Annotated in this window: 27 protein-coding genes, 1 tRNA gene and 1 pseudogene; 10 read left to right on the forward strand and 19 right to left on the reverse strand. The window is 71.2% G+C overall.

The genetic code is table 11. From position 1 onward, the window contains the following. Window positions 1-57 precede the first annotated feature (57 nt). Entirely contained in the window at window positions 58-1,206 is a 1,149-nt protein-coding gene (locus FF096_RS05820) for an Mrp/NBP35 family ATP-binding protein (RefSeq protein WP_155215281.1), read from the forward strand. Window positions 1,207-1,260: 54 nt separating this feature from the next. Here the strand turns inward: FF096_RS05820 and FF096_RS05825 are convergent, their stop codons facing one another. Together FF096_RS05825 and FF096_RS05830 are read right to left on the reverse strand one after the other, a co-directional pair. Next, on the reverse strand, window positions 1,261-1,674 hold the full coding sequence (locus FF096_RS05825; protein WP_309222755.1) for a preprotein translocase subunit TatB: 414 nt from the start codon (window positions 1,672-1,674) through the stop codon (window positions 1,261-1,263). A gap of 72 nt (window positions 1,675-1,746) precedes the next feature. Further along, window positions 1,747-3,066: a S1C family serine protease gene (locus tag FF096_RS05830; protein WP_375335293.1), complete on the reverse strand. Its 1,320-nt coding sequence runs from the start codon at window positions 3,064-3,066 to the stop codon at window positions 1,747-1,749. A gap of 193 nt (window positions 3,067-3,259) precedes the next feature. On the opposite strand from FF096_RS05830, the gene FF096_RS05835 reads away from it, so the two are divergent. Continuing rightward, window positions 3,260-3,934 (forward strand): O-methyltransferase, encoded by a 675-nt coding sequence (locus FF096_RS05835; RefSeq protein WP_230462281.1) that lies wholly within the window; start codon window positions 3,260-3,262, stop codon window positions 3,932-3,934. 64 nt (window positions 3,935-3,998) lie between these two features. On the opposite strand, the gene FF096_RS05840 is transcribed toward FF096_RS05835, so the two are convergent. Together FF096_RS05840 and FF096_RS05845 are read right to left on the reverse strand one after the other, a co-directional pair. After that, on the reverse strand, window positions 3,999-5,465 hold the full coding sequence (locus FF096_RS05840; RefSeq protein ID WP_309222756.1) for a leucyl aminopeptidase family protein: 1,467 nt from the start codon (window positions 5,463-5,465) through the stop codon (window positions 3,999-4,001). Between the two features lie 225 nt (window positions 5,466-5,690). Beyond that, window positions 5,691-5,858: a DUF3117 domain-containing protein gene (locus FF096_RS05845; protein ID WP_155215283.1), complete on the reverse strand. Its 168-nt coding sequence runs from the start codon at window positions 5,856-5,858 to the stop codon at window positions 5,691-5,693. Between the two features lie 193 nt (window positions 5,859-6,051). On the opposite strand from FF096_RS05845, the gene FF096_RS05850 reads away from it, so the two are divergent. Both FF096_RS05850 and FF096_RS05855 read left to right on the forward strand, forming a co-directional pair. Continuing rightward, window positions 6,052-6,876: a PaaX family transcriptional regulator C-terminal domain-containing protein gene (locus tag FF096_RS05850; RefSeq protein ID WP_155215284.1), complete on the forward strand. Its 825-nt coding sequence runs from the start codon at window positions 6,052-6,054 to the stop codon at window positions 6,874-6,876. Beyond that, the gene (locus FF096_RS05855; RefSeq protein ID WP_309222757.1) at window positions 6,873-7,664 is read left to right on the forward strand and encodes an enoyl-CoA hydratase-related protein; all 792 of its coding nucleotides are present in this window, start codon (window positions 6,873-6,875) and stop codon (window positions 7,662-7,664) included. The genes FF096_RS05850 and FF096_RS05855 overlap by 4 nt, the downstream gene beginning before the upstream one ends. Before the next feature lie 12 nt (window positions 7,665-7,676). Here the strand turns inward: FF096_RS05855 and FF096_RS05860 are convergent, their stop codons facing one another. The 4 genes from FF096_RS05860 to FF096_RS05875 are packed head-to-tail and all read right to left on the reverse strand — an operon-like array spanning window position 7,677 to window position 10,087. After that, window positions 7,677-8,300 carry a hypothetical protein gene (locus FF096_RS05860; RefSeq protein WP_155215285.1) on the reverse strand — a complete coding sequence of 208 codons (624 nt, stop codon included), beginning with the start codon at window positions 8,298-8,300 and terminating at the stop codon, window positions 7,677-7,679. A 7-nt stretch (window positions 8,301-8,307) separates the two neighbouring features. Next, the gene (locus tag FF096_RS05865; protein WP_309222758.1) at window positions 8,308-8,895 is read right to left on the reverse strand and encodes a DNA-3-methyladenine glycosylase I; all 588 of its coding nucleotides are present in this window, start codon (window positions 8,893-8,895) and stop codon (window positions 8,308-8,310) included. Window positions 8,896-8,924: 29 nt separating this feature from the next. Further along, the gene (locus FF096_RS05870; RefSeq protein ID WP_309222759.1) at window positions 8,925-9,422 is read right to left on the reverse strand and encodes an SRPBCC family protein; all 498 of its coding nucleotides are present in this window, start codon (window positions 9,420-9,422) and stop codon (window positions 8,925-8,927) included. Continuing rightward, window positions 9,419-10,087, reverse strand: a complete 669-nt coding sequence (locus FF096_RS05875; RefSeq protein WP_155215286.1) for a DivIVA domain-containing protein — start codon at window positions 10,085-10,087, stop codon at window positions 9,419-9,421. The genes FF096_RS05870 and FF096_RS05875 overlap by 4 nt, the downstream gene beginning before the upstream one ends. Before the next feature lie 142 nt (window positions 10,088-10,229). Between FF096_RS05875 and folP the strand changes: the two genes are divergently transcribed. Next, window positions 10,230-11,099 (forward strand): dihydropteroate synthase, encoded by an 870-nt coding sequence (folP, locus tag FF096_RS05880; protein ID WP_309222760.1) that lies wholly within the window; start codon window positions 10,230-10,232, stop codon window positions 11,097-11,099. A gap of 62 nt (window positions 11,100-11,161) precedes the next feature. On the opposite strand, the gene ndhC is transcribed toward folP, so the two are convergent. Next, window positions 11,162-11,539 (reverse strand): NADH-quinone oxidoreductase subunit A, encoded by a 378-nt coding sequence (gene ndhC / locus FF096_RS05885; RefSeq protein WP_309222761.1) that lies wholly within the window; start codon window positions 11,537-11,539, stop codon window positions 11,162-11,164. Between the two features lie 346 nt (window positions 11,540-11,885). On the opposite strand from ndhC, the gene FF096_RS05890 reads away from it, so the two are divergent. Both FF096_RS05890 and FF096_RS05895 read left to right on the forward strand, forming a co-directional pair. Next, on the forward strand, window positions 11,886-13,733 hold the full coding sequence (locus FF096_RS05890; RefSeq protein ID WP_309222762.1) for a 2-oxoacid:acceptor oxidoreductase subunit alpha: 1,848 nt from the start codon (window positions 11,886-11,888) through the stop codon (window positions 13,731-13,733). Continuing rightward, window positions 13,726-14,763, forward strand: a complete 1,038-nt coding sequence (locus FF096_RS05895; RefSeq protein WP_155215287.1) for a 2-oxoacid:ferredoxin oxidoreductase subunit beta — start codon at window positions 13,726-13,728, stop codon at window positions 14,761-14,763. Before FF096_RS05890 ends, FF096_RS05895 begins: the two co-directional genes overlap by 8 nt. Before the next feature lie 78 nt (window positions 14,764-14,841). On the opposite strand, the gene FF096_RS05900 is transcribed toward FF096_RS05895, so the two are convergent. Continuing rightward, window positions 14,842-15,855: a potassium channel family protein gene (locus FF096_RS05900; RefSeq protein WP_309222763.1), complete on the reverse strand. Its 1,014-nt coding sequence runs from the start codon at window positions 15,853-15,855 to the stop codon at window positions 14,842-14,844. A 161-nt stretch (window positions 15,856-16,016) separates the two neighbouring features. Between FF096_RS05900 and FF096_RS26290 the strand changes: the two genes are divergently transcribed. Continuing rightward, on the forward strand, window positions 16,017-16,649 hold the full coding sequence (locus tag FF096_RS26290) for a helix-turn-helix domain-containing protein (RefSeq protein ID WP_196222466.1): 633 nt from the start codon (window positions 16,017-16,019) through the stop codon (window positions 16,647-16,649). Window positions 16,650-16,811: 162 nt separating this feature from the next. Continuing rightward, the gene (locus FF096_RS05910; RefSeq protein ID WP_155215288.1) at window positions 16,812-17,399 is read left to right on the forward strand and encodes a ClpP family protease; all 588 of its coding nucleotides are present in this window, start codon (window positions 16,812-16,814) and stop codon (window positions 17,397-17,399) included. 55 nt (window positions 17,400-17,454) lie between these two features. Here FF096_RS05910 and FF096_RS05915 read toward each other — a convergent pair whose 3' ends face one another. From FF096_RS05915 to FF096_RS05935, 5 genes are all read right to left on the reverse strand, one after another. Further along, complete coding sequence (locus tag FF096_RS05915; protein WP_155215289.1) at window positions 17,455-18,054, reverse strand: hypothetical protein; 600 nt, start codon at window positions 18,052-18,054, stop codon at window positions 17,455-17,457. Continuing rightward, the gene (locus tag FF096_RS05920; protein ID WP_230462282.1) at window positions 18,051-19,436 is read right to left on the reverse strand and encodes a hypothetical protein; all 1,386 of its coding nucleotides are present in this window, start codon (window positions 19,434-19,436) and stop codon (window positions 18,051-18,053) included. Before FF096_RS05920 ends, FF096_RS05915 begins: the two co-directional genes overlap by 4 nt. Beyond that, window positions 19,433-20,233, reverse strand: coding sequence for an ABC transporter ATP-binding protein (locus FF096_RS05925; protein ID WP_155215290.1), 801 nt, complete (start codon window positions 20,231-20,233; stop codon window positions 19,433-19,435). Before FF096_RS05925 ends, FF096_RS05920 begins: the two co-directional genes overlap by 4 nt. 136 nt (window positions 20,234-20,369) lie before the next feature. Beyond that, window positions 20,370-21,176, reverse strand: coding sequence for a hypothetical protein (locus FF096_RS05930; RefSeq protein WP_155215291.1), 807 nt, complete (start codon window positions 21,174-21,176; stop codon window positions 20,370-20,372). Then, window positions 21,173-21,730: an RNA polymerase sigma factor gene (locus FF096_RS05935; protein ID WP_155215292.1), complete on the reverse strand. Its 558-nt coding sequence runs from the start codon at window positions 21,728-21,730 to the stop codon at window positions 21,173-21,175. The genes FF096_RS05930 and FF096_RS05935 overlap by 4 nt, the downstream gene beginning before the upstream one ends. A 211-nt stretch (window positions 21,731-21,941) precedes the next feature. Between FF096_RS05935 and FF096_RS05940 the strand changes: the two genes are divergently transcribed. Next, window positions 21,942-22,712 (forward strand): phosphotransferase, encoded by a 771-nt coding sequence (locus FF096_RS05940; RefSeq protein WP_155215293.1) that lies wholly within the window; start codon window positions 21,942-21,944, stop codon window positions 22,710-22,712. Window positions 22,713-23,067: 355 nt separating this feature from the next. Here FF096_RS05940 and FF096_RS26535 read toward each other — a convergent pair whose 3' ends face one another. From FF096_RS26535 to FF096_RS26545, 4 genes and pseudogenes are all read right to left on the reverse strand, one after another. Next, entirely contained in the window at window positions 23,068-23,328 is a 261-nt protein-coding gene (locus FF096_RS26535; RefSeq protein ID WP_230462283.1) for a hypothetical protein, read from the reverse strand. Beyond that, window positions 23,313-23,561: a hypothetical protein gene (locus tag FF096_RS26540; protein ID WP_230462284.1), complete on the reverse strand. Its 249-nt coding sequence runs from the start codon at window positions 23,559-23,561 to the stop codon at window positions 23,313-23,315. Before FF096_RS26540 ends, FF096_RS26535 begins: the two co-directional genes overlap by 16 nt. 108 nt (window positions 23,562-23,669) lie before the next feature. Further along, window positions 23,670-23,742 (reverse strand) — tRNA-Arg (locus FF096_RS05950). Window positions 23,743-24,055: 313 nt separating this feature from the next. Continuing rightward, window positions 24,056-24,241: pseudogene (locus FF096_RS26545) on the reverse strand (nucleotidyltransferase family protein); the annotation flags it as partial. Window positions 24,242-24,574 lie beyond the last annotated feature (333 nt).

A 24,574-nucleotide genomic window follows, 5' to 3' on the forward strand; every position in this document is an offset into this window, starting at 1 on the left:
CTCACACCGCTGTGACCGGCACCGGTGGCGGTTCACCGCCGACGTAGCATTGCGGGCATGTCAGCTCCCGTCAGCACCGTCAACGACGCCGTCATGGCCGCCCTGGCCACCGTCAACGACCCGGAGATCCGCCGGCCGATCACCGAACTCGGCATGGTGCGCTCCGCCGAGGTCGGTGAGGACGGTGTGGTCCGGGTCGAGTTGCTGCTGACCGTCGCCGGCTGCCCGCTGAAGGACAAGCTCCGCTCGGACATCACCGCCGCCGTTGGCGCGGTGCCCGGGGTCAGCGGCGTGGAGATCGAGTTCGGGGTGATGAGCACCGAGCAGCGCCAGCAACTCCAGGCGAAGCTGCGCGGTGGGGGTGCGACCGCGGAGCCGGTGATCCCGTTCGCCCAGCCCGGCTCCCGCACCCGGGTGTACGCGGTGGCCAGCGGCAAGGGCGGGGTCGGCAAGTCCAGCGTGACGGTCAACCTGGCGGCGGCGCTGGCTGCGCGGGGCCTGTCGGTCGGCGTGGTGGACGCGGACATCTACGGACACTCCGTGCCCCGGATGCTCGGTGCGGACGGCCGCCCCACCCGGGTCGAGGACATGATCATGCCGCCGCAGTCGCACGGCGTGAAGGTCATCTCGATCGGGATGTTCACCGACGGCAACGCCGCCGTGGTGTGGCGCGGCCCGATGCTGCACCGCGCGTTGCAGCAGTTCCTCGCCGACGTCTACTGGGGCGACCTGGACGTCCTCCTGCTCGACCTGCCCCCGGGCACCGGTGACGTGGCGATCTCCCTGGCCCAGTTGCTGCCGAACGCCGAGATCCTGGTGGTCACCACCCCCCAGGCAGCCGCCGCCGAGGTGGCCGAGCGGGCCGGCGCGATCGCCCTGCAAACCCACCAGCGGGTGGTCGGCGTGATCGAGAACATGTCGTGGCTGGAGCTGCCGGACGGCTCCCGGATGGAGATCTTCGGCGCCGGTGGTGGTCAGACCGTGGCGGACTCGCTGACGCAGGCGATCGGCGCACAGGTGCCGATGCTGGGCCAGGTGCCGCTGGACACCCGGGTCCGGGAGGCGGGCGACGAGGGCAACCCGATCGTGCTCGCCGCGCCGGACTCCCCGGCGGCGAAGGCGCTGGGTCAGGTGGCCGACCGGCTCGCGCTGCGCCGCGAGTCGCTGCTCGGCAAGCCGCTGGGCCTCAAGCCCGCCGGGCGCTGAGCCGGGCGGTCACCGCGACAACCTGGCCACCTCGGCCGTTGATGCGGCCGGGTGTCAGGTGACGTCGTCGTAGTTGGGCGTACGGGGGGCCGGGGCTGAGGTGCTCGCCGGGGCCGGAGCGGGTCGGCGGGGGTCCGCCGCCGTGGCGACGTCCTTGAGTTCCTGGTGCACGCCGGTGACGTCGGCCTTCAGACCGTCGTAGACGCCCTGAAGCGGCTTCCGGATCGCCTGCTCGTCCTCCTCGCTGAGCAGGTGCTTGCGGATGAACGCCTTGGGGTGCAGGTCCTCCAACTGGATGTCGGTGCCCAGTTCCTTGCTCAGGTCGGTGGTGGCACTGCGGGCCATGTTGCGCAGGTTGCGCACCATCCGGAGCCCGTCACTGATCACCACCGGCAGCCGGTCGCCGAAGATCAGCAGCGCCAGCATCAGCAGCGCGCCGACCTCCCACACGTTCAGGTTCTCGAACACCTCGGTCCCCTTCCCCCGGCTACCGCAGCCAGAGTACGCAGGTAGGTGCCGTTGTCAGAAGAGGGTGGGAAGTCACTTCGCATCCGCCGCGAGGGTGACCGAGGCGTTCTGCCGGCTCGAACCCCGGCGGTACTCGACGGTGACCACCGATCCGGGGGCGTACTTGCGGACCAGGGCGATCAGGTCGGTCGGCTCGGTCATCGGGCGGCCGTTGAGCTTCAGGATCACGTCACCGGCGCGTAGGCCCGCACCGGCTGCCGGCCCGGACGGCTCGACCGCCGCGAGGCGCACCCCACTGCCGTTGGTACCCGAGCCGGGCCCGCCGACCTGGGCGCCGATCACCGTGCGGCGGGCCTTCCCGGTGCCGATGATGTCCTGGGTGATCCGTTTCGCCTGGTTGATCGGGATGGCGAAGGCGAGGCCGATGTTGCCGGCCTCCTGGCCGTCGGCGACCAGCGACTTGATCGTGGAGTTGACACCGATGACCCGACCGGCCGCGTCGACCAACGGGCCGCCGGAGTTGCCGTGGTTGACCGCCGCGTCGGTCTGGATGGCGGCGTAGTAGCGCGTCGGGCCGCCGGGCTCGCCCGCGTGCATCGTCCGGTCCAGCGCGCTGACGATGCCCGCGGTCACCGTGTTCGCCAGCGACAGCGGCGAGCCCATCGCCAGCACCGGATCGCCCACGGCCAGGGCGTCGGAGTCGCCGAACTCGACCGGACGCAGCCCGGTGCGGGAGACCTTGATCACCGCGATGTCGGACTCGGCGTCCTGACCGACCACGGTCGCGGAGGCCGAGCTGCCGTCGTTGAAGATCACCGACGCCTTTCCGGTGCCGCCGGCCACCACGTGATCGTTCGTGATCACGTGCCCGTCGGCGCTGGCGATGAAGCCCGAGCCCTCACTGGTGCCGCCCAGGCCCGCCACCCGGACGGTGACCACGCTGGGCAGTACCCGTTCGGCGACACCGGCCAGCGACTCCGGCGGGCGCTGGGCGAGCGTCGGCGCGGTTCCGGGGGCTGCCCCGAGCACCGCCCCACCGGCACCACCGCGAAGCGCGAACGCGTAGCCGAGCGCACCGCCGAGTGCGCCCGCGAGCAGGGCGGTCACCAGCGGAATGACCAGAAGCTGCTGGAGCCTGGGCCGGCCGACCGCGTCGGGGTCGGTGACCGGTTCCGGCTCGCTGCCGGCCACCGGGGCGGCGGGCAGCACCACCGCCGCCGGTGCGTGCGGATCCCGCCACGGATCGGCGAGCGCGTCGGACCACCACGGCGACGGCGGTTGGCCACCGTCGCGTGGTGTCGCCGGCACACCGGCTGGCGGATGCCCCGCCATCGGCTGCCCGGCCGGTGCTCCGCCCACGCCGGGCTGGCGCCAGTCCCAGCCGTCGGTCACTCGGTGCCTCCCACTCCCGTCCCCGGTATCCACGCGATCCACGTCCGGCACGCCGGGTACGGGCGACGGATACCGCTTCCAGGATTGCACGGATGCGCCCAACGGGGTCAGCGGTTGTCACTCCGGGTGGATGCCCCGCTGCGTTGCAAGCGCGCCGCCTTTAGAGTCACAGTGCCCATCCGCCCTGCGCATCATGCTCGTCGCCCGGAGGTGTCCCATCGCCACGGTCGCCGGTTCCGGCAGTTCGACGAACCCGGCCCTACAGTTCGCCGAGTCGTACGTCACCGAGGACCTCGTCCTGCGGACCGCGCGCAGCCTCGCCCACGAGGTCGGCCTGACTGCCGTCACGCCGGGCGCGGGCGCTGCCCTGCGCCTGCTCGCCGCCGCCGGTCACGCCCGCGCGGTGGTCGAGATCGGCACCGGCACCGGCGTCAGCGGGGTGTGGCTGCTGCGCGGCATGCGGGCCGACGGGGTGCTCACCACCATCGACGTCGAGGTGGAGCATCAGCGCATCGCCCGGCGCATCTTCACCGAGGCCGGCTTCGTGTCCGGCCGCACCCGGATCATCACCGGCCGGGCGCTGGACGTGCTGCCCCGGCTCGCCGACGGCGCGTACGACCTGGTCTTCGTCGACGCCGAGGTGACCGGCTTCACCGCCTACGTGGACGCGGCGCTGCGGCTGCTGCGGCCGGGAGGGGTGCTGGTGCTCAACGGAGCGCTGGCCGCCGGTCGGATCGGCGATCCGGCCGCCCGGGACGCGGAGACGGTGACGGTACGCGAGACGGTGAAGGCCATCCGCGAGTCGGAGCACTGGATTCCGGCCCTGCTGCCGGTCGGTCACGGGCTGCTGGCCGCGGTGCGCTGCTGAGCAGCGGCCCGCCACGCCGACCCCACGCCTGCACAGCGGCCGGGGTCGGCGTGGCGGTCGAGGGTCAGTCCAGCGTCGCCAGCCACCGCAGCAGGCCGCGTACGCCCCAACCGGTCGCGCCCTTGGTCAGCTCCGCGTCGTCGCGTTCGCACCAGGAGGGCGCGGACATGTCGATGTGCAGCCAACGCTCACCCAGCTCGCCGGTGAACTCGCGCAGGTAGAGCGCGGCCAGCACGGAGCCGCCGCCCTGCGTCGGCGCGCTGTGCAGGTCGGCCAGATCGCTGCCGAGGTGCTCGACGTAGTCGTTGGGCAGCGGCATCCGCCAGGCCGACTCACCGGCCGCCCTGATCGCCGTCAGCAGGTCTTCGGCAAGCTGGTCGTTGTCGCTGTAGAGGGCACCGGTGCGGGTGCCCAGGGCCACCGCGTTGGCACCGGTCAGGGTGGCCAGGTCGATCAGGAGGTCGGGCTTGATCTCCCGCACCGCGTACGCCAGCGCGTCGGCGAGGACTAGTCGACCCTCGGCGTCGGAGTTGGTCGTCTCGCTGGTCATCCCGCCGTAGTGTCGGACGATGTCGCCGGGCCGGAACGCGGCCCCGCTGACCATGTTCTCGGCCAGCGGCGCGAGCGTGGTCACCCGGACCGGCAGCCGCAGCGACGCCGCGCCGAGGGTGGCCGCCACGACGGCGGCGGCACCGGCCATGTCCTTGCGCATCAGCTTCATCGCCGGCACGGGCTTGATCGAGATGCCGCCGGTGTCGAAGGTGATGCCCTTGCCCACCAGGGCCACGTGGGTGTCCGCCTGCGGGGGGTTCCAGTCCAGCTCGATCAGGCGCGGACCGCTGGCCGATCCGCCACCGACGGCGAGGATGCCACCGAAGCCCTCGGCGGCCAGCTGCTCCGGCTCGCGGACCCGCAACGTCAGCCCGGGCAGGTCGGCCACGGCCTCGGCGACCTGCTCCACGAACCACTGCGGGTTCTTCACCGAGGAGGGCATGTTGGTGAGGTCACGGGCCAGCCGGGTCATCCGGGCGGTGGTCTGGGCCACCGTGACGGCCTGCTCGTACGCCTCCGGGTCGGCGACGGCCAGGTCGACGTCGGTCAGCGCGGGGGCGTCGGGATCCGCGCCCAGCCGAAACCGGTACGACCCCAGCAGCAGCCCCTCGACCAGACCTCGAACCGCGTCCGACGCGATCCCCTCCGGCAGGGAAAGTGTGACATGAGTCTCATCTTTGACCGCGCGCACCAGTGCCGCGCCGCCCCGGCGCCAGGCCGCCTCGTCCGCGTCGCCGATCCCGAGCAGCAGCAGCCGGCGTGGAGTACCTCCGGGCCGCCACTGCGTGTGTAGGTCACCGGCCCGACCCGCGAACCGGGTCACCGGGATCAGCGCGGCCACCTCGTCGACGATCCCGTCGGGTGGGGTCACCCCGGTCGGTACGGGCTCGGCCGACGCGTCGTCGGCGACGCCGGGCCGTACGGGCAGGACCAGGGTGTCGAGCCGTTCCGGCTCGGCGGTCAGACGGATGGCGAGCACGCGGAGCCGTACCTCCAGAAGACGGACGCGCGGTCGATCAGCCGCGCGAGGGTGTGACGGCTCTGAGCCACCGGTGAAACCGGTGGCTCAGAGCCAGGGACCAGACGAACCGTCCGCGGCGGCGAGCGTCGCCGACGAACCCGGCCGCACGTGGACCGACCGGCAGTAGGACTGGCGGGGTTGCGGCGGGCTACCTCGCTCCCACCGCCCTATTGCCGGTCGGTCTCAGCCAGCAGCCGCCTTCAGCGCCTCACCGAGAGCGGTCGCCTCGTCGGGAGTCATCTCGACGACGAGCCGGCCACCGCCCTCCAGCGGGACCCGCATGACGATGCCCCGGCCCTCCTTGGTGACTTCCAGCGGACCGTCGCCCGTCCGCGGCTTCATCGCCGCCATGTTGTCTCCCCTCAGACCTACACCAGGGTCGGTGGGTTGCCCCACAGCCACTTCGCCATGACCACCCGCCGCAACTTGCACGTGGGTGTCGACCGACGATTTTCCCTGATGAACACCGCCGGACCCAAACCGAAGCAGCATTGATGTAACAGCATCTAGCTTATCCTTAGATGGCCTGTCACAATGTGCGGTCATGCAGGCACGGTCGGCACTCTTCGACCTGTACGGCGACCACCTCCGACCACGGGGTGGCCGCGCACCCGTTGCCGCGCTGGTCAAGCTGCTGGCACCGCTCGGGATCGCACCACCGGCCGTACGCACGGCGGTGTCCCGGATGGTCCGCCAGGGCTGGCTCGAACCGGTCAGGCTGACCTCCGGTCCGGGATATTCGATCACGCCGAAGGCGGCCCGCCGGCTGGACGAGGCCGCCTCGCGGATCTACCGCACCGGCCGGGTCACCTGGGACGGGCGCTTCGACCTGCTGGTGCTGGACGGGCCGGGGGCCCGGCGGGACCGCCAGCGACTCGCCGCCAACCTGCGCTACCTCGGCTACGGCACGCTGGACGAGCAGACCTGGGTGGCCACCCGCCCGGCCGAGGACGTCGACCTGCTGCTCAGCGAGGCGGGCGTACGCTTCGAGCGGTTCAGTGCCGCGCACGCCGCCGGGACGCCGGGCGCGATGGGTCTGGTCCGCCGGGCCTGGGACCTGGCCGAGATCGGCCGAGCGTACGAGGAGTTCGTCGCGGAGCAGCGCACGCTGCTGACCGGCGTCACGGCCCGCAGCGGCGACGAGGAGGCGTACGCGGCCCGGTTCCGGCTGGTGCACGCATGGCGTACGTTCCTCTTCCGGGATCCGCAGCTGCCACCGGCACTGCTGCCCGAACGCTGGCCCGGTATCGCCGCGGCCAGCTTCTTCGACCGCCACGCGGCCCGGCTCCGACCGGCCGCCGACCGGTACGTCGAGCAGTGCCTCGACGGTGGACACCGGATAGCCCGACAGAAGGGTCGCCAGACGTGACCGAGCCGCTGCTCGTCGACCGCACCGACGCGGTCGTCACCCTCACCATGAACCGCCCGAAGGCGATGAACTCGCTCGACGTGGCGCTCAAGGAGGCGCTGCGGGACACCCTCGCCGAGCTGGAGTCCGACCGCAGCTGCCGGGCGGTGGTGCTGGCCGGGGCGGGTGGGTCGTTCTGCGCCGGTCAGGATCTGCGGGAGCACGTCAACACCCTCCAGGCCAGCGACAGCAACCCGCTGGACACGGTCCGGGCGCACTACAACCCGATCGCCGCCCGGCTGGCCAGCCTGCCCAAGCCGGTGGTGGCGGCGGTCCGGGGCATGGCCGCCGGGGCGGGCGCCTCCCTGGCCTTCCTGGCCGACATCCGCATCGGCGGGCCCTCCACCAGCTTCCTGATGGCCTTCGCCAAGGTGGGGCTGGCCGCTGACACCGGCGCCTCGTGGACCCTGCCCCGGCTCGTCGGCCACGCCAAGGCCGTCGAGCTGCTGATGCTGGCCGAGCCGGTACGCGCCGAGGAGGCGTGCCGGTTGGGGCTGCTGAACCGGATGCTGGACGACGACGAGCAGGTGCTGCCCGCCGCGCAGGAACTGGCCGCCCGGCTCGCCGCCGGTCCGACCGTCGCCTACGGGGCGATCAAGCGTCAGCTCTCCGTCGCCGACGCCGGCACCCTGGCCGACGCGCTGGCCGCCGAGGCGCAGGCGCAGGCCATCTGCGGCGCTACCGCGGACCACCGCGCGGCCACCATGGCCTTCGTCGACAAGCAGAAGCCGGTCTTCGAAGGCCGGTGAACCGTCGGCCGGTCAGTCGTCCTCTTCCGGGTCCTGGTTCGCCTCCGCGCCGAGCACGAACGCCTGCATGGCCAACTCGTCGCCGGAGGGTGAGACGAAGGCGGGCAGTTCCCGAGGACCGAGTTCCTGCACGTACGCCCAGAACAGCCGGACCGCCTCGCCCGGCGAGTCGGCCTCGATCGGCAGGTCCAGGCTGACCAGCCAGGTCCGGCGCTGCGGCGGCGGGCCGAGCCGGTCGACCAGCTCACGGAAGGTGGCCGCGTCGAGGGCGGTGACCGGCCCGCTGAGGACCAGCGCATCGGCCGGGACCGGCTCGTCGAAGGCCCGCCGGGTGTACGCGACGACCAGTTCGCCGGGCGCCAGGTCGGACTGCGGATCGTCCGGGTCCTCCGGGCGCCGGTCGGACGGGCCGGCGACCCGACCCACCGCCACCAGCCGGGGCGGCTCGTCGGCCAGCACCGCGACCTGGTCACCGAGGCGGGGCCGGATGGCCTCGTCCAGCCCGGTCAGTTCGAGTGTGTCGTGATGGACGAGCCGTTCGGCGTCGTACCGTCCGGCGGGCAGGAGCACGGCCCAGGTGCCCGTGCTGTCGGCCTGGCTCGCCCCGTTCACCCGGTGTGCGGTGTCGGTCGTCATGCCCTCATCACATCACGCCCGTCGTGGACGTCACGACGTGGCAGCCCGCTAGATGGTCGTCGACCATCCCGGTGGCCTGCATCAGCGCGTACGCCGTGGTCGGGCCGACGAACCGGAAGCCGCGCTTCTTGAGCGCCTTGGCCATGGCCGTGGAGGCGTCGGTCAACGCCGGCACGTCGGCCCCGGAGTTCGGCCGGGCCCGGCCGGGCGGCGGCGCGAAGGACCAGAGCAGCGCCGACAACCCCTCGGGCAGTACCCGCGCCGCGCGGGCGTTCGCGATCGCAGCTTCGATCTTGGCCCGGTTCCGGACGATGCCGGCGTCGGCGAGCAACCTGGTCACGTCGGCCTCGCCGTAGCCGGCCACCGTGTCGATGTGGAAGTCGTCGAAGGCCGCCCGGAAGGCCGGTCGCTTGCGCAGGATCGTCAGCCAGGACAACCCGGACTGGAACGCCTCCAGCGTCATCCGTTCGTAGAGGGCGTCGTCGCCGTGCACCGGGCGCCCCCACTCGGTGTCGTGGTAGACCGCGTAGTCGGCGGTGCTGGCTCCCCACCCACACCGGGCCAGACCGTCGGCACCGATCACCAGTTCAGTCACGCGACCAGGCTAGTGCCGGGGCGGGACAGTCAGGGCAGGTGTCCCTGCTCGACCTGGCGGGCGAAACGACGCAGCGCCCGGGTGAGGCTCATCTTGGAGCCGGGCCAGAGCACCGGCCAGGCCACCCGCCCGGCCGGGCCACCCGGCAGGTGGAACCACTCGTGCCAGACCACCTGGGTGCGCCCGCTCTCCAGCGGGGTGCACCGCAGCGCACCGGGCCCGCGCAGCAGCGTGCCGCAGTGCACCACGCCGATCTCGTACGGCGCGTCCACCCGGACCACCCGCATGGTGTCCCGCAGCACCGCCGGGCCGAGCGAGGTGACCGCCTCGACCAGGCTCCCCTCGCCGCCGTCGCCCTCCACCACCCGGACGGTGGTGAACGGAATCCACTCGGACTGCCGTTCCCAGGCCAGCAGGGCGGCGAAGACCTTCTCGGCCGGCGCGTCGACGATCACGGTGGCGGTGACCTCACCGGCACCCGGTCGGGCCGCCTCGCGAAGATCGTCTGCGCCGTCCGGGTTGCTCACGTCGACTCCGACCGGACCACCGATTCGCGGTCGTTGTTCGCCGGTGCGTCGCTGGTGGTCGGCTGCCCGTCGGTGGTCGGGTCAGCGGCAGCGTCGGCCGACTGCCCGTTCGACACCGGCTTCCCGTCCGCCGCCGACTGCTCGGCGGCCGGCCGGACGTAGCGGTCGGTCGGCTCGGTCGCCGTGGCCTCCGCCTCCGTCGCCGACGCGGCACCCGAACCCGGGTTGGAGACCCCGTCGGGGTCGACCGTCACCGAAAGGTCGATCACCGGCGCGTCCTGCGACGCCGCCTCCGCCTCGGTCGGGTTGGCCGCCTGCTCACGGGCTCGGCGAAGCGCGTCCGCGTCGGCGGTCCGCCCGTCTCGCAACGCCGTCACCTCCGCCTCCAGCACCCCGATCAGCTCGGCCTTGTAGCCGATGTCGTACGCCGCCCGGCGCATCGCCTGATCCACCTGGGCCATCCGGTACCCACGCAGGGCGATGTCGAAGCGCACCTCGCCCACGTCCGACTCGCGCAACGGACGGTCGCCGGGCAACGGCACCGCCCGCCCGTCCGCCTCGGCCGGGGTCAGGCCGGGATCCCGACCGGTCACCAACACCGTCACGCCGAACACGACCGCCGCGACGGTGACCGCCACGACCAGCAGGAGCAGAAGCTGATCCATGCACTGATCGTGGCACGCCGAAGGGAACGGGGCGACCCCACCCGGCGCGCCGTACCGGACAAGGCACCAGGGCGACGACCGGATAGCGTCATCGTGACGCCGACGTGATCGGCCGACGGCGTACGGCGATGTGGGAGGTGGCGTGGCCGGGGTGCTGCGGCTCGGGGCTCGGCGGTTCGGCCCCGGCGACCTGGTGGTGATGGCGATCGTCAATCGCACCCCGGACTCGTTCTTCGACCGGGGCGCGACCTTCGCGGCCGACAGCGCGCTGCGGGCGGTGGAACGGGCGGTGCAGGAGGGCGCGGACATCGTCGACATCGGCGGGGTGAAGGCCGGGCCGGGCGCCGAGGTCGACGTCGCCGAGGAGATCCGTCGCACGGTGGGCACCATCGCCGCCGTACGCGAGGCGTTCCCCGAGGTCGTCATCTCGATCGACACCTGGCGCGCCGAGGTGGCGGTGGAGGCCGTGGCGGCCGGCGCGGACCTGCTCAACGACACCTGGTCGGGGGCGGATCCGGCGCTGGCCCAGGTGGCGGCGCGGACCGGGGTCGGGCTGGTCTGCTCACACGCGGGCGGACTCGCCCCGCGCACCAGGCCGCACCGGGCGGCCTTCGACGACGTGGTGGCGGACGTGGTCACGACGGTGACCGGGCTCGCCGAACGCGCGGTGTCCCTGGGTGTACGCCCCGACGGGATCCTCATCGACCCGGCACACGACTTCGGCAAGAACACCCGGCACTCGCTGGAGATCACCCGACGGTTGGGCGAGCTGGTCGGGACCGGCTGGCCGGTGCTGGTGGCCCTGTCGAACAAGGACTTCGTCGGCGAGACGCTGGACCTGCCGGTCACCGAGCGGCTGGAGGGGACGCTCGCCGCGACGGCGGTGTCCGCGTGGTTGGGCGCCCGGGTCTTCCGCGCCCATCAGGTCCGCCCGACCCGCCGGCTGCTGGACATGGTCGCGGCCATCCGGGGTGACCGCCCACCGACGCTCAGCCGACGCGGCCTCGCCTGATGCGGGCCGCTGCGGCCCCGCCTGAGCTGTGGGGTCGGCGCGGCCCAGGCTTAGCTGCGGGTTCAGGTCCAGCGAAGGATGTTGCGCCGCCAGGCGTAGGCCAGGCCGAGCGCGAGCACACCCACGAAGATCGCCATCTCCACCACGGTGACCAGCCCGAACCCGGGCCGGTCGAAGACCACCGCCCAGGGGAAGAGGAACACCGCCTCGACCGCGAACAGCACGTAGAGGTAGGCGTAGACGTAGTAACGAATCTGCATCTGCGCCCAGTCGCCACCCACCGGGTCGAGCCCGCACTCGTAGCTGGCGCGCTTGCCGGGCGGATCGGCCGGGCGGGCGGGGCGCAGCACCCGGTTGGCCGTGAACGCCACGACGAGGAAGAGCACGCCGGCGAGGAGCAGGAGCCCGAGCGTCGCGTACGAGCCCAGGTAACCGGTCACGGTAGATCAGCCTACCGTCCCGTGTCGGACTGTTCCGTACCAGACGACCGGTCCCGGACCGATGACCGACCGGGTTGATACGTACGGTGATATGGATTACGGCGGCCCCGGCGAAACACCGCAAGTGACCACATAAACCCTCACTTTTCGATCCCAGTCGGCGGACCTCCGGGCCGGGCGGGACCGTGATTAGACGTAGGCTCTCGGTGAGGAAAGGACAACGGGCCGGACGTTAGCGGACGGCCGGTACAACGGCGCGTCAAGGAGGTCTCGTGGCCGGGCAAGGCGAGGTCACCATCCAGTTCAGCCGGCCGCGCCACGGCGCGCGACGAAGCGAGGTGCGGCCGTGAGCAAGCAGATCCGCCAGTTGGAACGGGTGGTCATCCGGTTCGCCGGCGATTCCGGCGACGGCATGCAGTTGACCGGAGACCGATTCACCTCCGAGACCGCGCAACTGGGCAATGACATTTCCACGCTGCCCAACTTCCCCGCCGAGATCCGCGCGCCCGCCGGCACCCTGCCGGGCGTGTCGAGCTTCCAGGTGCATTTCGCCGACTACGACATCCTCACCCCCGGCGACGCGCCGAACGTGTTGGTCGCGATGAACCCGGCGGCGCTCAAGGCGAATCTCGTGGACCTGCCCCGGGGCGCCGACATCATCGTCAACACCGACGAGTTCACCAAGCGCAACCTGGCCAAGGTCGGCTACGCGAGCAACCCGCTCGACGACGACACGCTCGCCGGGTACGCGGTGCACCCGGTCGCGCTGACCTCCATGACGATCGGTGCGCTGGCCGACCTGGACGTGTCCAAGAAAGACGCCGAGCGCGCCAAGAACATGTTCGCCCTCGGCCTGCTGAGCTGGATGTACTCCCGGCCGTACGAGTCGACGCTGCGGTTCCTGGAGCGCAAGTTCGCCAAGCGGCCCGAGCTGGTCGCGGCGAACGTCGCCGCGTTCAAGGCCGGTTGGAACTTCGGCGAGACCACCGAGGACTTCGCCGTCCGCTACGAGGTGAAACCGGCCAAGATGCCGCCGGGGACCTACCGCAACATCACCGGCAACGCCGCGCTGTCGCTCGGCATCGTCGCCGCCGGTGTCCGCTCCGGCCTCCCGGTCTTCCTCGGCGCGTACCCGATCACGCCGGCCTCGGACATCCTGCACGAGCTGAGCAAGCACAAGCGGTTCGGTGTCACCACCATGCAGGCCGAGGACGAGATCGCCGCGATCGGCGCGGCGCTGGGTGCCTCGTACGGTGGCGCGCTCGGCGTGACCACCACCAGCGGCCCGGGCGTGGCGCTCAAGGGTGAGACCATCTCCCTCGCGGTGGCGTTGGAGCTGCCGCTGGTGATCGTGGACGTGCAGCGGGCCGGGCCGTCGACCGGCATGCCGACCAAGACCGAACAGGCCGACCTGAACATGGCGCTGTTCGGCCGGCACGGCGAGGCGCCGGTGGCGGTGATCGCGCCGAAGTCACCGTCCGACTGCTTCTACGCGGCGCTGGAGGCGGCGCGGATCGCGCTGACCTACCGCACCCCGGTCATCCTGCTGTCGGACAACTACGTCGCCAACGGCTCCGAGCCGTGGCTGCTGCCCGAGGTGGATTCCCTGCCGGATCTGCGGGTCGAGTTCGCCACCGCGCCCAACAGCGAGGACGGCACCACCTTCCTGCCGTACCTGCGCGATCCGCAGACCCTGGCCCGGCCGTGGGCCGTGCCCGGCACCCCGGGCCTGGAACACCGCATCGGTGGGCTGGAGAAGGCCGACAAGACCGGTGACATCTCCTACGACCCGGCGAACCACGACTACATGGTGCGTACCCGGGCGGCCCGGATCGAGACCATCCCGGTGCCGGACGTGGAGGTGGAGGACCCGGACGGCGACGCCCGGGTGCTGGTGCTCGGCTGGGGCTCGACGTACGGCCCGATCGGTGCCGCCTGCCGCGCCCTGCGCCAGCGCGGCCTGTCGATCGCGCAGGCACACCTGCGGCACCTGGCCCCGATGCCGGCCAACCTCGGCACGGTGCTGCGCTCCTACGACCGGGTGGTCATCCCCGAGATGAACCTCGGCCAGCTCGCACACGTGATCCGGGCCCGCTACCTGGTCGACGCCATCGGCTACAACCAGGTCCGTGGCCTGCCGTTCACCGCCACCGAGCTGGAGACGACGCTGGAAGAGGTCCTGAAGAATGTCTGAGCCCGTCGCCCTCAAGCTCACCGCCAAGGACTTCAAGTCCGACCAGGAGGTGCGCTGGTGCCCCGGCTGCGGCGACTACGCGATCCTCGCCGCCGTCCAGCAGTTCATGCCGGAGCTGAACATCCCCCGGGAGAACATCGTCTTCGTCTCCGGGATCGGCTGCTCGTCGCGCTTCCCGTACTACATGAACACCTACGGGATGCACTCCATCCACGGGCGGGCACCGGCGATCGCCACCGGTCTGTCGGTCTCCCGGCCGGACCTGTCGGTGTGGGTGGTGACCGGTGACGGCGACGCCCTCTCCATCGGCGGCAACCACCTGATCCACGCGCTGCGCCGCAACGTCAACCTCAAGATCCTGCTGTTCAACAACCGGATCTACGGGCTGACCAAGGGGCAGTACTCCCCCACCTCGGAAGTCGGCAAGATCACCAAGTCGACGCCGGTCGGTTCGGCCGACGCGCCGTTCAACCCGCTGTCGTTGGCGCTCGGCGCGGAGGCGACCTTCGTCGGCCGGACCATCGACTCCGACCGTAAGCACCTGCAATCGGTGCTGCGCGCCGCAGCCGAGCACTCGGGGTCCGCGTTCGTGGAGATCTACCAGAACTGCAACATCTTCAACGACGGGGCGTTCGAGCAGCTCAAGGAGCCAGGCACCCGCGACGATCACCTGATCCGGCTGGAACACGGCCAGCCGATCACGTTCGGCAAGGACGGGCAGTTCTGCGTCGTACACCCGCCCGGCGGCTTCGGTCTGGAGGTACGCGACACCGCGTCGACCCCGGCTGAGGAGATCGTCGTGCACGACGCCACGGTCGACGACCCGGCGTACGCGTTCGCCTTGTCCCGGCTGCCCGGCTTCGACCTGCGCAACACCCCGATCGGTGTGTTCCGCTCGGTGCACCGGCCGTCCTACGACAGCGTGGTGCAGGGTCAGGTGGCCGAGGCACAGGCGAGCGTCACCGACACCCCGGAGCAGCAGCTGGCCGGGCTGTTGGGCAGCGGCGACACCTGGACGATCGTCGGCTGACCGGGCCTGACCCCACCGACCGGGTCGTTCCCGCTGGGGGCGGCCCGGTCGGCGTCCGGAAGCCTCGCCGACCGCCGATCAGGGCAGGGTGTTCGCGGTGGGTCGGTCGTCGCGGACGTGCACCAGCATGTCCCCGGTCTCGATGACCGCTCCGGCCCGGTCCGCCAGGGTGACCACCTTGCCCCGCCGGACCAGCGCGATCACCAGCGTGTCCAGTTCGCGGGGCGACCTGCCGACCTCGCTGCGTTCCGCGGACCGCATGGCCAGCGCCATGCCCTGACCCGGGGTGAGCAGGTCCTCCACCACGTCGATCAGCGGTGGCGCCGACGTCGACAGGCCCAGCAGTCGGCCTGCGGTCGCCGACGAGACGATCACGTGGTGCGCGCCGCTCTGCTTGAGCAGCGGAGCGTTCTCCGCCTCCCGGGCCGCCGCGATGATCCGCACCTGACCGGCGGTGAGCTGGCGTACGGTCAATGCCACCAGCACCGCCGCGTCGTCGCTGTCGGTCGCGATGATCACCGCCTTGGCGGTGCGTACGTGGGCCTGGTTGAGCACGGAGGATCGGGTCGCCGACCCCTCGATGGCGACCAGCCCGTTCGACGTGGCCTGACGCAACGCCGGGCCCGCACGTTCCACCACCACGATCCGGGACTTGTCCAGCCCGTTCTCCATCAGCGCCGAGATCGCGCTCCGGCCCTTGGTGCCGTAGCCGCAGATGATGACGTGGTCCTTCACTTTTCTCTCCCACCGGTGCAGGCGACGGCCGGTCCGGTACTGCTCGGTCAGGACCTCAAGGGTGGTGCCGACCAGGATGATCAGGAACAGCACCCGGGCGGGGGTGATGAACAGGACGTTGACCAGCCGGGCCTCCTGGGTCACCGGCACGATGTCGCCGTAGCCGGTGGTCGACAGGGAAACCACCGCGTAGTAGAAGCAGTCCAGCAGGGTCAGGCCGTCGCCGTTGTTGTCGTGGTACTGCTCCCGTTCGAGGTAGACCACCGCCACCACGGCGAGCACCAGCCCGACGGCGGCGGCCAACCGGATGCTCAGCGCGCTGAGCGGCCCACGCCGCTGCGCGGGAAAGTGGATCACCGGAGGACACGCCCTACCTCGGTCGTCTGCACGCCCACAACATAGCCGCTGATCCGGCAACCGCACGGCGGGGTGGCGTTGCGGGCACACGGTACGGCGAACGGAGCGGCGGCCAGGCATGATGGGACGATCAGCAAAGAAGCGGCGAGAGTGAGGCCCCTATGTCGTTGCTGAGACGGGTGATCGGTGCGGTACTACGCCGCAGGCGACAGCTTCAGGGCCGTACGCTGCGGGAGGTCGCCCTGGCCGCCGGGGTCTCCGTGCCGTACCTGTCCGAGGTGGAACGGGGGCGCAAGGAGGCCTCCTCCGAGGTGCTCGCGGCGATCTGCCGGGCGCTCGGCCTGCACCTGTCGGACCTGCTGGAGGAGGTCCGAGACGAGTTGCGGCGAGTCGAACGGCGACTGCCCGTCACCGAGCCGACCGGCCGGGTGCCGGTCAGCCGTCCCGGCGACCCAGTGGCCGCGTCGGCCGGTCGGGGCACGGACGGGCCCGTCGCCCGTCTCGGCTTCGGTTCCCACCTAACCGCAGGGCCGGGTGGCAGCGACGCGGTCGACGGCGGCCGGCTCCGCTCGGTCGGTGGCATCGGCGGGGCGCAGAGCACCGTCTCCGCCGGGATCAGGATCATCGCCCTGGCCGACCGGACCGGCCCGGTCCACGTCGTCACCCGGGGACCACTGCTGCGTCGCGCGTCGGCCGGACGGCCGTCGGTCGGCGCGGCGCGGCGCGCCAGGACCGGACGCCCGGCCCGGCGGATCCCCACCGTCCGCGTCGCCGCCGGACGTCACCCGAGGTAGCGCGCCCAGCCCTTCGCTGCCACCGGTTCCGGCCGTGTGGCCGTTCTGCCGTGGGCGAATCTGCCCGGGGCAGAACGGCTGGCCAGCGAACGTCGGCATCCCGCAGGCTCAAGGGGCCGGTCTCCGAGCGTTCGACGTCGCCGCCGGCAGTGGAGGTTAACCATGATCACGATGCTCGACGATGGCCGACAGACCTTCGGCGACCAGGTGTTCGAGCGGCTGCTGCGGGAACGCATCGTCTTCCTCGGCAGCGAGGTGAACGACGACATCGCCAACCGGATCTGCGCCCAGATCCTGCTGCTCGCCGCCGAAGACCCGGAACGGGACATCACCCTCTACATCAACTCACCGGGCGGCTCGGTGAGCGCGGGGATGGCGGTCTACGACACGATGCGCTTCGTCCGCAACGACGTGGCGACCCTGGCCCTGGGGCTCGCCGGCTCGATGGGTCAGTTCCTCCTCTGCGCGGGCACGCCCGGCAAGCGGTACGCGCTGCCGCACACCCGCATCCTCATGCACCAGCCTTCCGGTGGCATGGGCGGCACCGCCTCCGACATCACCATCCAGGCCCAGAACATGCTGCACGTGAAGCAGACGATGCAGGAGTTGATCGCTCAGCACAGCGGGCGGACCCTGGGCGAGATCCAGCGTGACTGGGACCGGGACCGCTGGTTCACCGCCGAGGAGGCCCGCGACTACGGCCTGATCGACCAGGTGATCACCGCCGCCACCCAACTGCCCGCGAGCTGACCCGACGGCGTACCCGGAGAATCTGGTGACCGGTGCGGTAGGGCCGACCGACCGGTCAGCCGGCCTCGCCGGACGCCGCTGGCCGGGCCGGGCCGACGATCGAGTAGACGACCGACCCGCCGAGAGCGAGAACCACCGCCGCCAGCACCGCGGCACCGCTGTCGGACGGCTGGCCCGGCCAGGTGGCGATCGCGCCCCAGACACCGTCCTGGGGATACAGCACCGCGACGGTGGTCCAGCCCAGTGGCAGGAACCATGACCGGGCCGCGCCCACCACCGTCGCGCACAGGGCGGTCAGTCCGATCAGGCCGGCGGCGTCGCGGACCACCAGAGCAGTCGGCCCGAACCGGGCTCCGGTCTGCCGGGTGGCGAGCAGGACCACGACGACCAGCACCAGGGCGGCGAGCAGGTGCACCGCACGTCGCCAGGGCCAGGGCCGCGAGGCGGTCCGCTCCAGGTTCTCGTCGGGACCGGCAAGGGTGGCCGACAGCACCGCGACCATCAGCAGCACCGTCATGACGACCAGCAGCGAAGCGACGTCCCGCTCGTTGGCGAACGCCAGGCACAGCGCCCAGATCAGCGCCGCGCCGCCGACGGCCGCCGCCAGGGTCAGCGGTACGCGCCGCGAGCGCAGATACAGCGCGACGCCGGTCATCGGGCCCCGCCCCCGGACAGGATGCCGGTGAGGTCCGCGCAGGCCAGCAGGGCATCGCGGAGTGCCGTCACCCGGGCCAACGCCTCGTCGTCGGGCAGCTCGCGCAGGCTGTGCCACAGTCTGACCGCCTCGACCGTGACCTCGGGATCCTCGTAGAAGACCTCGGGAATCACCTCCACCTCGGACTGCGGCTCGCGGTCCAACAGCCAGTAGGTCGCCGCGCGTTCGGCCGCTTCGTCGCGGTTGTGGCACTTCTCGTCGTAGTCGACCCCGAGCCCCCTGACGGTCTCGTACACCACCGCTGCCGGATGGCCGAGCCCGCCCCGCCGATCGGACCGGATCATGATCCGGACGACGCCGTCGTTGAGTGATCTGACCTCGTCGGATCCGAACCTGCTGGTCTCCTCGTGCACGGCGGCCGGGGCACCCGGCAGCTTCGCCAGCGCGCTCAGACCCTCCCGGGCCAGCGGGGTCAGCGCGTCGAGGACGTTGGCGTGGACCCGGCTGACGCACACCGTCGGCGCGTCATCGGTACACACCAGTTCCCGGGCGACGGGATCGACCGGCCAATTGAGCACCTCCTCGTCCCGGGGGACGACCACCGCCGCCATGGTGAGCCCGAGCAGCACCGGCACCAGCGCCGCCGTCCGGGCCCGCCAGCCGTCCGCGGCGAACAGCAGCAAACCGGTCACGGCGAGCGCGATCATCGAGATCGCGAGCGCGCCGCTGACCCGATTGTCGATCGTCTGGAAGGCGTGGAACGAGACCGCACCGTGGACCGGGGAGACCGCTGCGGCCAGCCAGTCCGGGAGCCGGATGGCACTGAGGAAGACCAGCAGGACCCCGGCCACCCCCACCGCCGGTGCGGTCACCAGGGCGGGGAGCATCCGCCCGATGGCCAGTCCGAGCCACGCCGCCGCGACCAGGGACAGCGCACCGACAGCGGTGACGACGGTGAAGTTCAGCACCGGCACGTACGCTGCGGTGGTCACGATCCAGGCGATGCCCGCCGCCGTCATCAGCAGGTAGGCGACCGCGAGGGTGACAGCCATCGCACCGACGACCGGCAGGATCCGTCGTAGCCGGGACCGGGGGGTGGTGGCGAACAGTTCACCGACCTTCGCCCGGTGCTCCCGACGCCCCTGCCAGGCACCTGCGGCCAGGGCCAACGGCCACAGCAGCAGCAGGTACTCCCGACTGGTCATGGCCAGCGTCATCCAGCCGGCCGCCCACCGGCCCGGGGCCGCGTACAGTGCGCCGACCCCGACCGCCACGGTGAGCAGTGCCGCACCGAGCGCGGCGGAACGGCGTAGTTCGATGCCGTAGACGCTCATGCGGGTACCGGCCTTCCGCCGCGTGCCGGCAACGCCACGCCCGCTCATCGGGTGGCCTCCGCGCGGTGCCGACGGAGGACCGCGGAGTAGCCCCGCTCGGCCGGGCTGTCCCCGGCATCGCCCTGGCCGCCCTGGTCGCTGAGGCTCTCCGGACTGCCCTGCCACACCAGGCGTCCCTCGTTGACCACGATCACGTCGGAACAGGCCGCCACCACGTCCTCCACCAGGTGGGTGGAGACCAGCACGCAACTGTCCGTGCCGAGATCACGCAGCAGCTCGCGGAAGTCGAGCCGCTGTTCCGGGTCGAGGCCGACGGTCGGCTCGTCGAGCAGCAGGAGTTGCGGATCGTTGACGATGGCCTGCGCGATCCCGGCCCGGCGCAACATGCCACCGGAGAGCGCCTTCAGTCGGGCGTCGGCCTTGGCGGACAATCCAACCCGGTCGATGGCCCGTTGGACCGCCGCCGGCACACCGGCCTTGGGCATCTCCTTCAGCCAGGCCATGTAGCCGACGAACTCGCGGACGGTGAACCGGGGGTAGAAGCCGAAATGCTGCGGCAGGTAGCCCAGGGCGCGGCGCACCGAACGCAGCTCGGAGCGGCCGTCGACCGGGTGCCCGAGCAGTGCCAACCGCCCGCCGGACGGTGCCAGCACGGTCGCCAGTGACCGCATCAGGGTCGTCTTGCCGGCACCGTTCGGGCCCAGCAGTCCGTGCACACCGATGGTCAGGGTCAGGTCGAGGCCGTTCACGGCCAGGTGCCGTCCCGCCCGGACCTGCAACCCCTCGGCGTGGATCGCCCAGGGATGGGTGGTGGCGGCCGTCTCGGCCGCGCTCACGGTACGCATCATCAACTCCTTCAGCTGGCATGGTCAGCGGCAGGCATCGCCGGGTTCGCAGTGGGCGCTGCCTGCTAGGGGTGGCCGGTTGATTCCGGGTGGCTGGCTGTTTCGGGGTGGCCGGTTGTTTCGGGGTGGTGGCCGTCTAGGCGTGGTTGGCGAGTCGGCGGAATCCGTCCATCCGCAGCAGCGCGACGACGGACAGCACCACCGTGGCCAGTGCCCAGCCACCGGCCCCGTCCGCCTCCAGCAGCATCGGCACCCGGGCGACGGCGATACTGGGTGCGACGACGACGAGCATCCAGACCGCGATCAGGACCGCTGCGGCCCGGCGTACACCGATCAGGGTTCCCAACACGAGCGTGCCGACCGTGAACGCCAGACAGGGCAGCAGCACCAGCGCCAGGGACACACCGGTACCGGCTCCGACGATGGCGAGCACCGGGATGACGAAGGCCAGCACCGCTGCCGTACGCCGAAGCAACGTCGTCATGCCGGCGGCCGGAGTGGCGGCGATCAGTTCCCAGGCCGGGTCGGCCCGGCGGTGCCAGGCGACCGCCACGCCGGGCAGCGGAGCCAGCGGGGCGATCAGGAGCACCAGTGACGGCAGCCCGGTCCACAGGTTGGTCAGCACCGCCGCGCAGGCGAGCACCGCCGCCGTCATGGCCAGCCACGGTGCCAGCGTCCCGACGAACCAGCGGTGCCGCAGCCGCGACCAGGAACGACTACGGCCGCCGGGTACCGGCCGGGCGGCGATCTCCCGATCCAGGCTCACCGCGACCCGCTCGACCAGGGCCCGGCTGTCGCCGGTGGTACTGCCGGCCAACCGGGCACGACAGTCGGCACAGTCCTCAAGGTGCACCTCGATCGCCCAAACCGTGGGCTCGTCGAGGCCGGGGCCTGCGGCGGCGTACCGTTCGAGCTGGGACAACGTGGGATGGTCGGTCGTCATGACAGTGCCTCCCGCAAGGCGATCCGGGCACGGCGTACCCGAGACTTGACGGTGTTCTCCGGCACGCCCAACAGCACCGACGCCTCCCGCATGGAGAGCCCGTCGAGGACCGTGGCCCGCAGGGCCGCCCGGACCTCCGGTGGCAGGACGAGCAACGCCTGTTCCAACTCCTGACCGACCCGGACGGCCATCACCTCGTCCTCGGCCGCCGGGACCGTGCTCGCCATGAGCTGCACCTGCGGCACCCGCGCCCGGCGCGCCCGACGACGGAACGCGTCGACCAGGCGAGTGGCGGCGATGGTCCACAACCAGCCCACCGCACTTCCCCGCGCCCCGCCGTCACCCCCGGACCGGGTGCCGACGAAACTGCCCGACGCGCGCCACACCGTCAGGTACGTGTCCTGGAGAACCTCGGCGACAACGTCCGGGTCGGCGCACCGGCGGCGCAGCCGCACCTCCAGCCACGGCGCCGTACGCCGGTACAACTCGTCGAACGCCCGCCGATCCCCACAGGCCACGCGCCGCACGAGTTCGCCCTCGTCAGCCACGTCCATGCCATCACTCACATCCGGTAAGACGACACCCCCACCCGCAACGGGTCACAAAATCCTGTGATCGCCGTCACTCACTCACCCGCTGGCGGAACTCTGCCAGCCAGGCACCCGCAGAGCAGGCTGCCACCCGATCTCGCCCTGCGGGAACTTCCGGCACCCGCCTCACCCCCTCCAAGTACCGTCGGCGCGTGCTGGTGGAAGCGAGCAACACATGACTGAACAGCAGGAACTTCGTGGCGGAGTGAACGTCGTGCGCCGCTACGGCGATGTCGTCCACCGGCCGGCTGCACCGGCGACACCGGCGATCCACCGGCTCCTGCGGCACCTCCACGACCACGGGTTCCACGGCGCGCCGCAGCCGCGTGGCTTCGACAGTGAGGGCAACGAGATACTCACGTTCCTCGACGGCGAAGTACCCAATGCGCTCACGCCTGAGCTGCGTACGCCCGAAGTCCTCGCCACCGCGGCCGTACTGCTGCGCGGCCTGCACGACGCGAGCGTCACGTTCCGGCCGCGCCCCGACGACCGCTGGCTCCTCCCCATCCGGCAGCCGGCCGAGGTCATCTGCCACGGTGACGCCGCCCAGTACAACTGTGTCGTCAAGGACGGCCGGGCAGTCGGTTTCATCGACTTCGACGCGGCCCACCCCGGGCCGCGCGTCTGGGACATCGCCTACGCCGTCTACCGGTTCGCGCCATTGCAGGGGCCGGACAACCCGGAAAGCTTCGGCACACCGCAGGAGCAGGGGCGTCGGACCGCCGAGTTCTGCCGCGCGTACGGGCCGGAAGCGGGCGCCGAGGTCATCGACGTCGTCCCGGACCGACTGCAGGCGCTCGTCGACTTCATGCACGATCAGGCCAGCCAGGGCAACGAGGCGTTCCAGCAGCACATCGCGGAGGGGCACGCCGATCTGTACGAGGCGGACATCCGCTACGTACAGTCGCACCGCGACGAGCTACGCACCGCCTTCGCGGAAGCATAGGCCGCGCCCCACGCGGTGCTGCTGGCCGACGGTTCCCGCCGCGCCTCGGCGGCCTGCCCGTTAGCCGCTGATTCGCTGCAACAACGCCACGAGGGTGTAGACCACTCCGACCCACGCGACCACCTGCCCTGCGCGGAAGAAGGCAGTGCCAGCGAGGAGGAACCTCATTCTCGCCGCCTTTTCAGCTTCGTCGGGGTTCATGGCGATGCCTCCACGTCTCGGCGTCCGAGGGCTGATCCTTCACGATCCGGCTCGCGAGAGGAACCGAAAGGTGCTGATGGGTCGCCCGACTCCACCCGGCCTCCTGGTCCTGCTGCCACCACGGTGAACATGAGGCACGGCACGCCACCCGCACCTACTGCTCGCCATCCGGCTTGACGACGAACGGGCAATAACCCTGCGGTCGCTCGCTGACCTGCAAGTCCGAGAACACCAGAGTCAGCTCGTGTGCGTTGGTCTCGATCCGTACCTCGTGGAACTCAAGCCCGATCGACTGGGTCCAACTCCGCGCCGTGGGCGACTCCTGCAGCGCGCCCGGGTAAAGGTTGTGCCAATTCACGCCCCAGACGTAGCCGTCCAACTCGACGCCGGTCTCGTCGATCAGGCGGTCATCCAACGACTGCCGTCAAGTGGAAGGCGTGACCGTTGTCCGGCAGTGCGCCTCGACCAGTAGTGGAACAGATAACGCAGGTAGGCCGGTGCTATGCCGCTGCGAGGATCCGCGGTGGCGTAGACGATGACCTCGTAGTCGCGCATGTAGTCGGTGAACCCGTGGTACACCAGCACCTGGTCAAACACGTCATCAAGCGCCTGCTTGAGCGTGGCTGCATCCACCACATAGTTGTGCACGGCAACGAACGACGGAGGACCGCGCCAGCCGATGCATGCCGGAGGCGCCCCCAGACCGAGCGCGGATGGCGCCAAACGGCACCCCGGGGCTTCTGCTGATCTTTGAGGTGCCCCCGGCAGGATTCGAACCTGCGACACACGGTTTAGGAAACCGATGCTCTATCCCCTGAGCTACGAGGGCGCGAGGGCCCAGTCTAACGGCCTGCGGGTTGACCCGGGGTGGCAGGGAGTGGCCTGCGTTGACCTGGGTTGTCCTGGCTGGTCGGGGCGGCGGATGACCACACGTCGATCACACGGGCCGCGCCTGCGGTCGTGATCGTTGGCCTGCTTTGACCTGGTGTGGCACCGGTTGACCCAGGGTGGTGTCGGCTGGAGAGCACACGCCGCACCCATCAACCAAGATCTCGATTGGCTGTCCGGGACAGGGTCGGAGGGATGCTGGTGGACGGGTGTTGGCCGTGGCGGCGGCTGTCGGCGTGGGTCGTGGGGTGGATTCAGGTGATGACGCGGATGTCGGGCCAGCGTTCGGTGGGGCGGTGGCGGGCGAGTCGTTGCCGGGAGGTCTCGGGGTTGACTCTGGTGGGGTTGGGTCGCCATATGCCGTCGAGGAGGTCGTCGAGGCCGTGTGGTGCGCAGACGGCGATGTGGTCGTGTGGGTCGAGGCGGATGGCCACGGCGGTGGCGTATTCGGGCTAGGTGGCGACTGCTTGGGCGATGCTACGCAACGGTGGCACCGGGCCGCTGCCGAACTTCGCCGGATACCAGGCGTGTACGGCGGCTTGGTTCGTCGCTTCCCATGGTGGCTCCGGCCAGGCCGCTACCAGCCGTCTGGTGGCGCGGTTTGTCGCCGCTGACCCGTCGGGTCGAGGCAGGCGACGTCGACATTTGCATATCGGGGACACACGCCCACCAGCATGTCCGAAACCCAGCACATTAAGAGCGTGTCTCAGGTGGTGAGTTTGAGGTAGCGCTTGTGGCAGGTCAGGGCGGCGGCGAGGGTGACGAATGCGCAG

It is taken from the genome of Micromonospora sp. CP22 (assembly GCF_009712475.1).
Classification (GTDB): domain Bacteria; phylum Actinomycetota; class Actinomycetes; order Mycobacteriales; family Micromonosporaceae; genus Micromonospora.

What these genes read in the sequence shown, in the direction of transcription:
- FF096_RS26290 (WP_196222466.1), top strand. Translation starts at nt 16,017, where the DNA reads ATGTCGTTGCTGAGACGGGTGATCGGTGCGGTACTACGCCGCAGGCGA.
- FF096_RS05920 (WP_230462282.1), bottom strand. Translation starts at nt 19,436, where the DNA reads ATGAGCGGGCGTGGCGTTGCCGGCACGCGGCGGAAGGCCGGTACCCGC.
- FF096_RS05915 (WP_155215289.1), bottom strand. Translation starts at nt 18,054, where the DNA reads ATGACCGGCGTCGCGCTGTATCTGCGCTCGCGGCGCGTACCGCTGACC.
- FF096_RS05940 (WP_155215293.1), top strand. Translation starts at nt 21,942, where the DNA reads ATGACTGAACAGCAGGAACTTCGTGGCGGAGTGAACGTCGTGCGCCGC.
- FF096_RS05845 (WP_155215283.1), bottom strand. Translation starts at nt 5,858, where the DNA reads ATGGCGGCGATGAAGCCGCGGACGGGCGACGGTCCGCTGGAAGTCACC.
- FF096_RS05910 (WP_155215288.1), top strand. Translation starts at nt 16,812, where the DNA reads ATGATCACGATGCTCGACGATGGCCGACAGACCTTCGGCGACCAGGTG.
- FF096_RS05925 (WP_155215290.1), bottom strand. Translation starts at nt 20,233, where the DNA reads ATGCGTACCGTGAGCGCGGCCGAGACGGCCGCCACCACCCATCCCTGG.
- FF096_RS05875 (WP_155215286.1), bottom strand. Translation starts at nt 10,087, where the DNA reads ATGGATCAGCTTCTGCTCCTGCTGGTCGTGGCGGTCACCGTCGCGGCG.
- FF096_RS05860 (WP_155215285.1), bottom strand. Translation starts at nt 8,300, where the DNA reads ATGACGACCGACACCGCACACCGGGTGAACGGGGCGAGCCAGGCCGAC.
- FF096_RS05850 (WP_155215284.1), top strand. Translation starts at nt 6,052, where the DNA reads ATGCAGGCACGGTCGGCACTCTTCGACCTGTACGGCGACCACCTCCGA.
- FF096_RS05835 (WP_230462281.1), top strand. Translation starts at nt 3,260, where the DNA reads ATGCTCGTCGCCCGGAGGTGTCCCATCGCCACGGTCGCCGGTTCCGGC.
- FF096_RS05935 (WP_155215292.1), bottom strand. Translation starts at nt 21,730, where the DNA reads ATGGACGTGGCTGACGAGGGCGAACTCGTGCGGCGCGTGGCCTGTGGG.
- FF096_RS05895 (WP_155215287.1), top strand. Translation starts at nt 13,726, where the DNA reads ATGTCTGAGCCCGTCGCCCTCAAGCTCACCGCCAAGGACTTCAAGTCC.
- FF096_RS05820 (WP_155215281.1), top strand. Translation starts at nt 58, where the DNA reads ATGTCAGCTCCCGTCAGCACCGTCAACGACGCCGTCATGGCCGCCCTG.
- FF096_RS05930 (WP_155215291.1), bottom strand. Translation starts at nt 21,176, where the DNA reads ATGACGACCGACCATCCCACGTTGTCCCAGCTCGAACGGTACGCCGCC.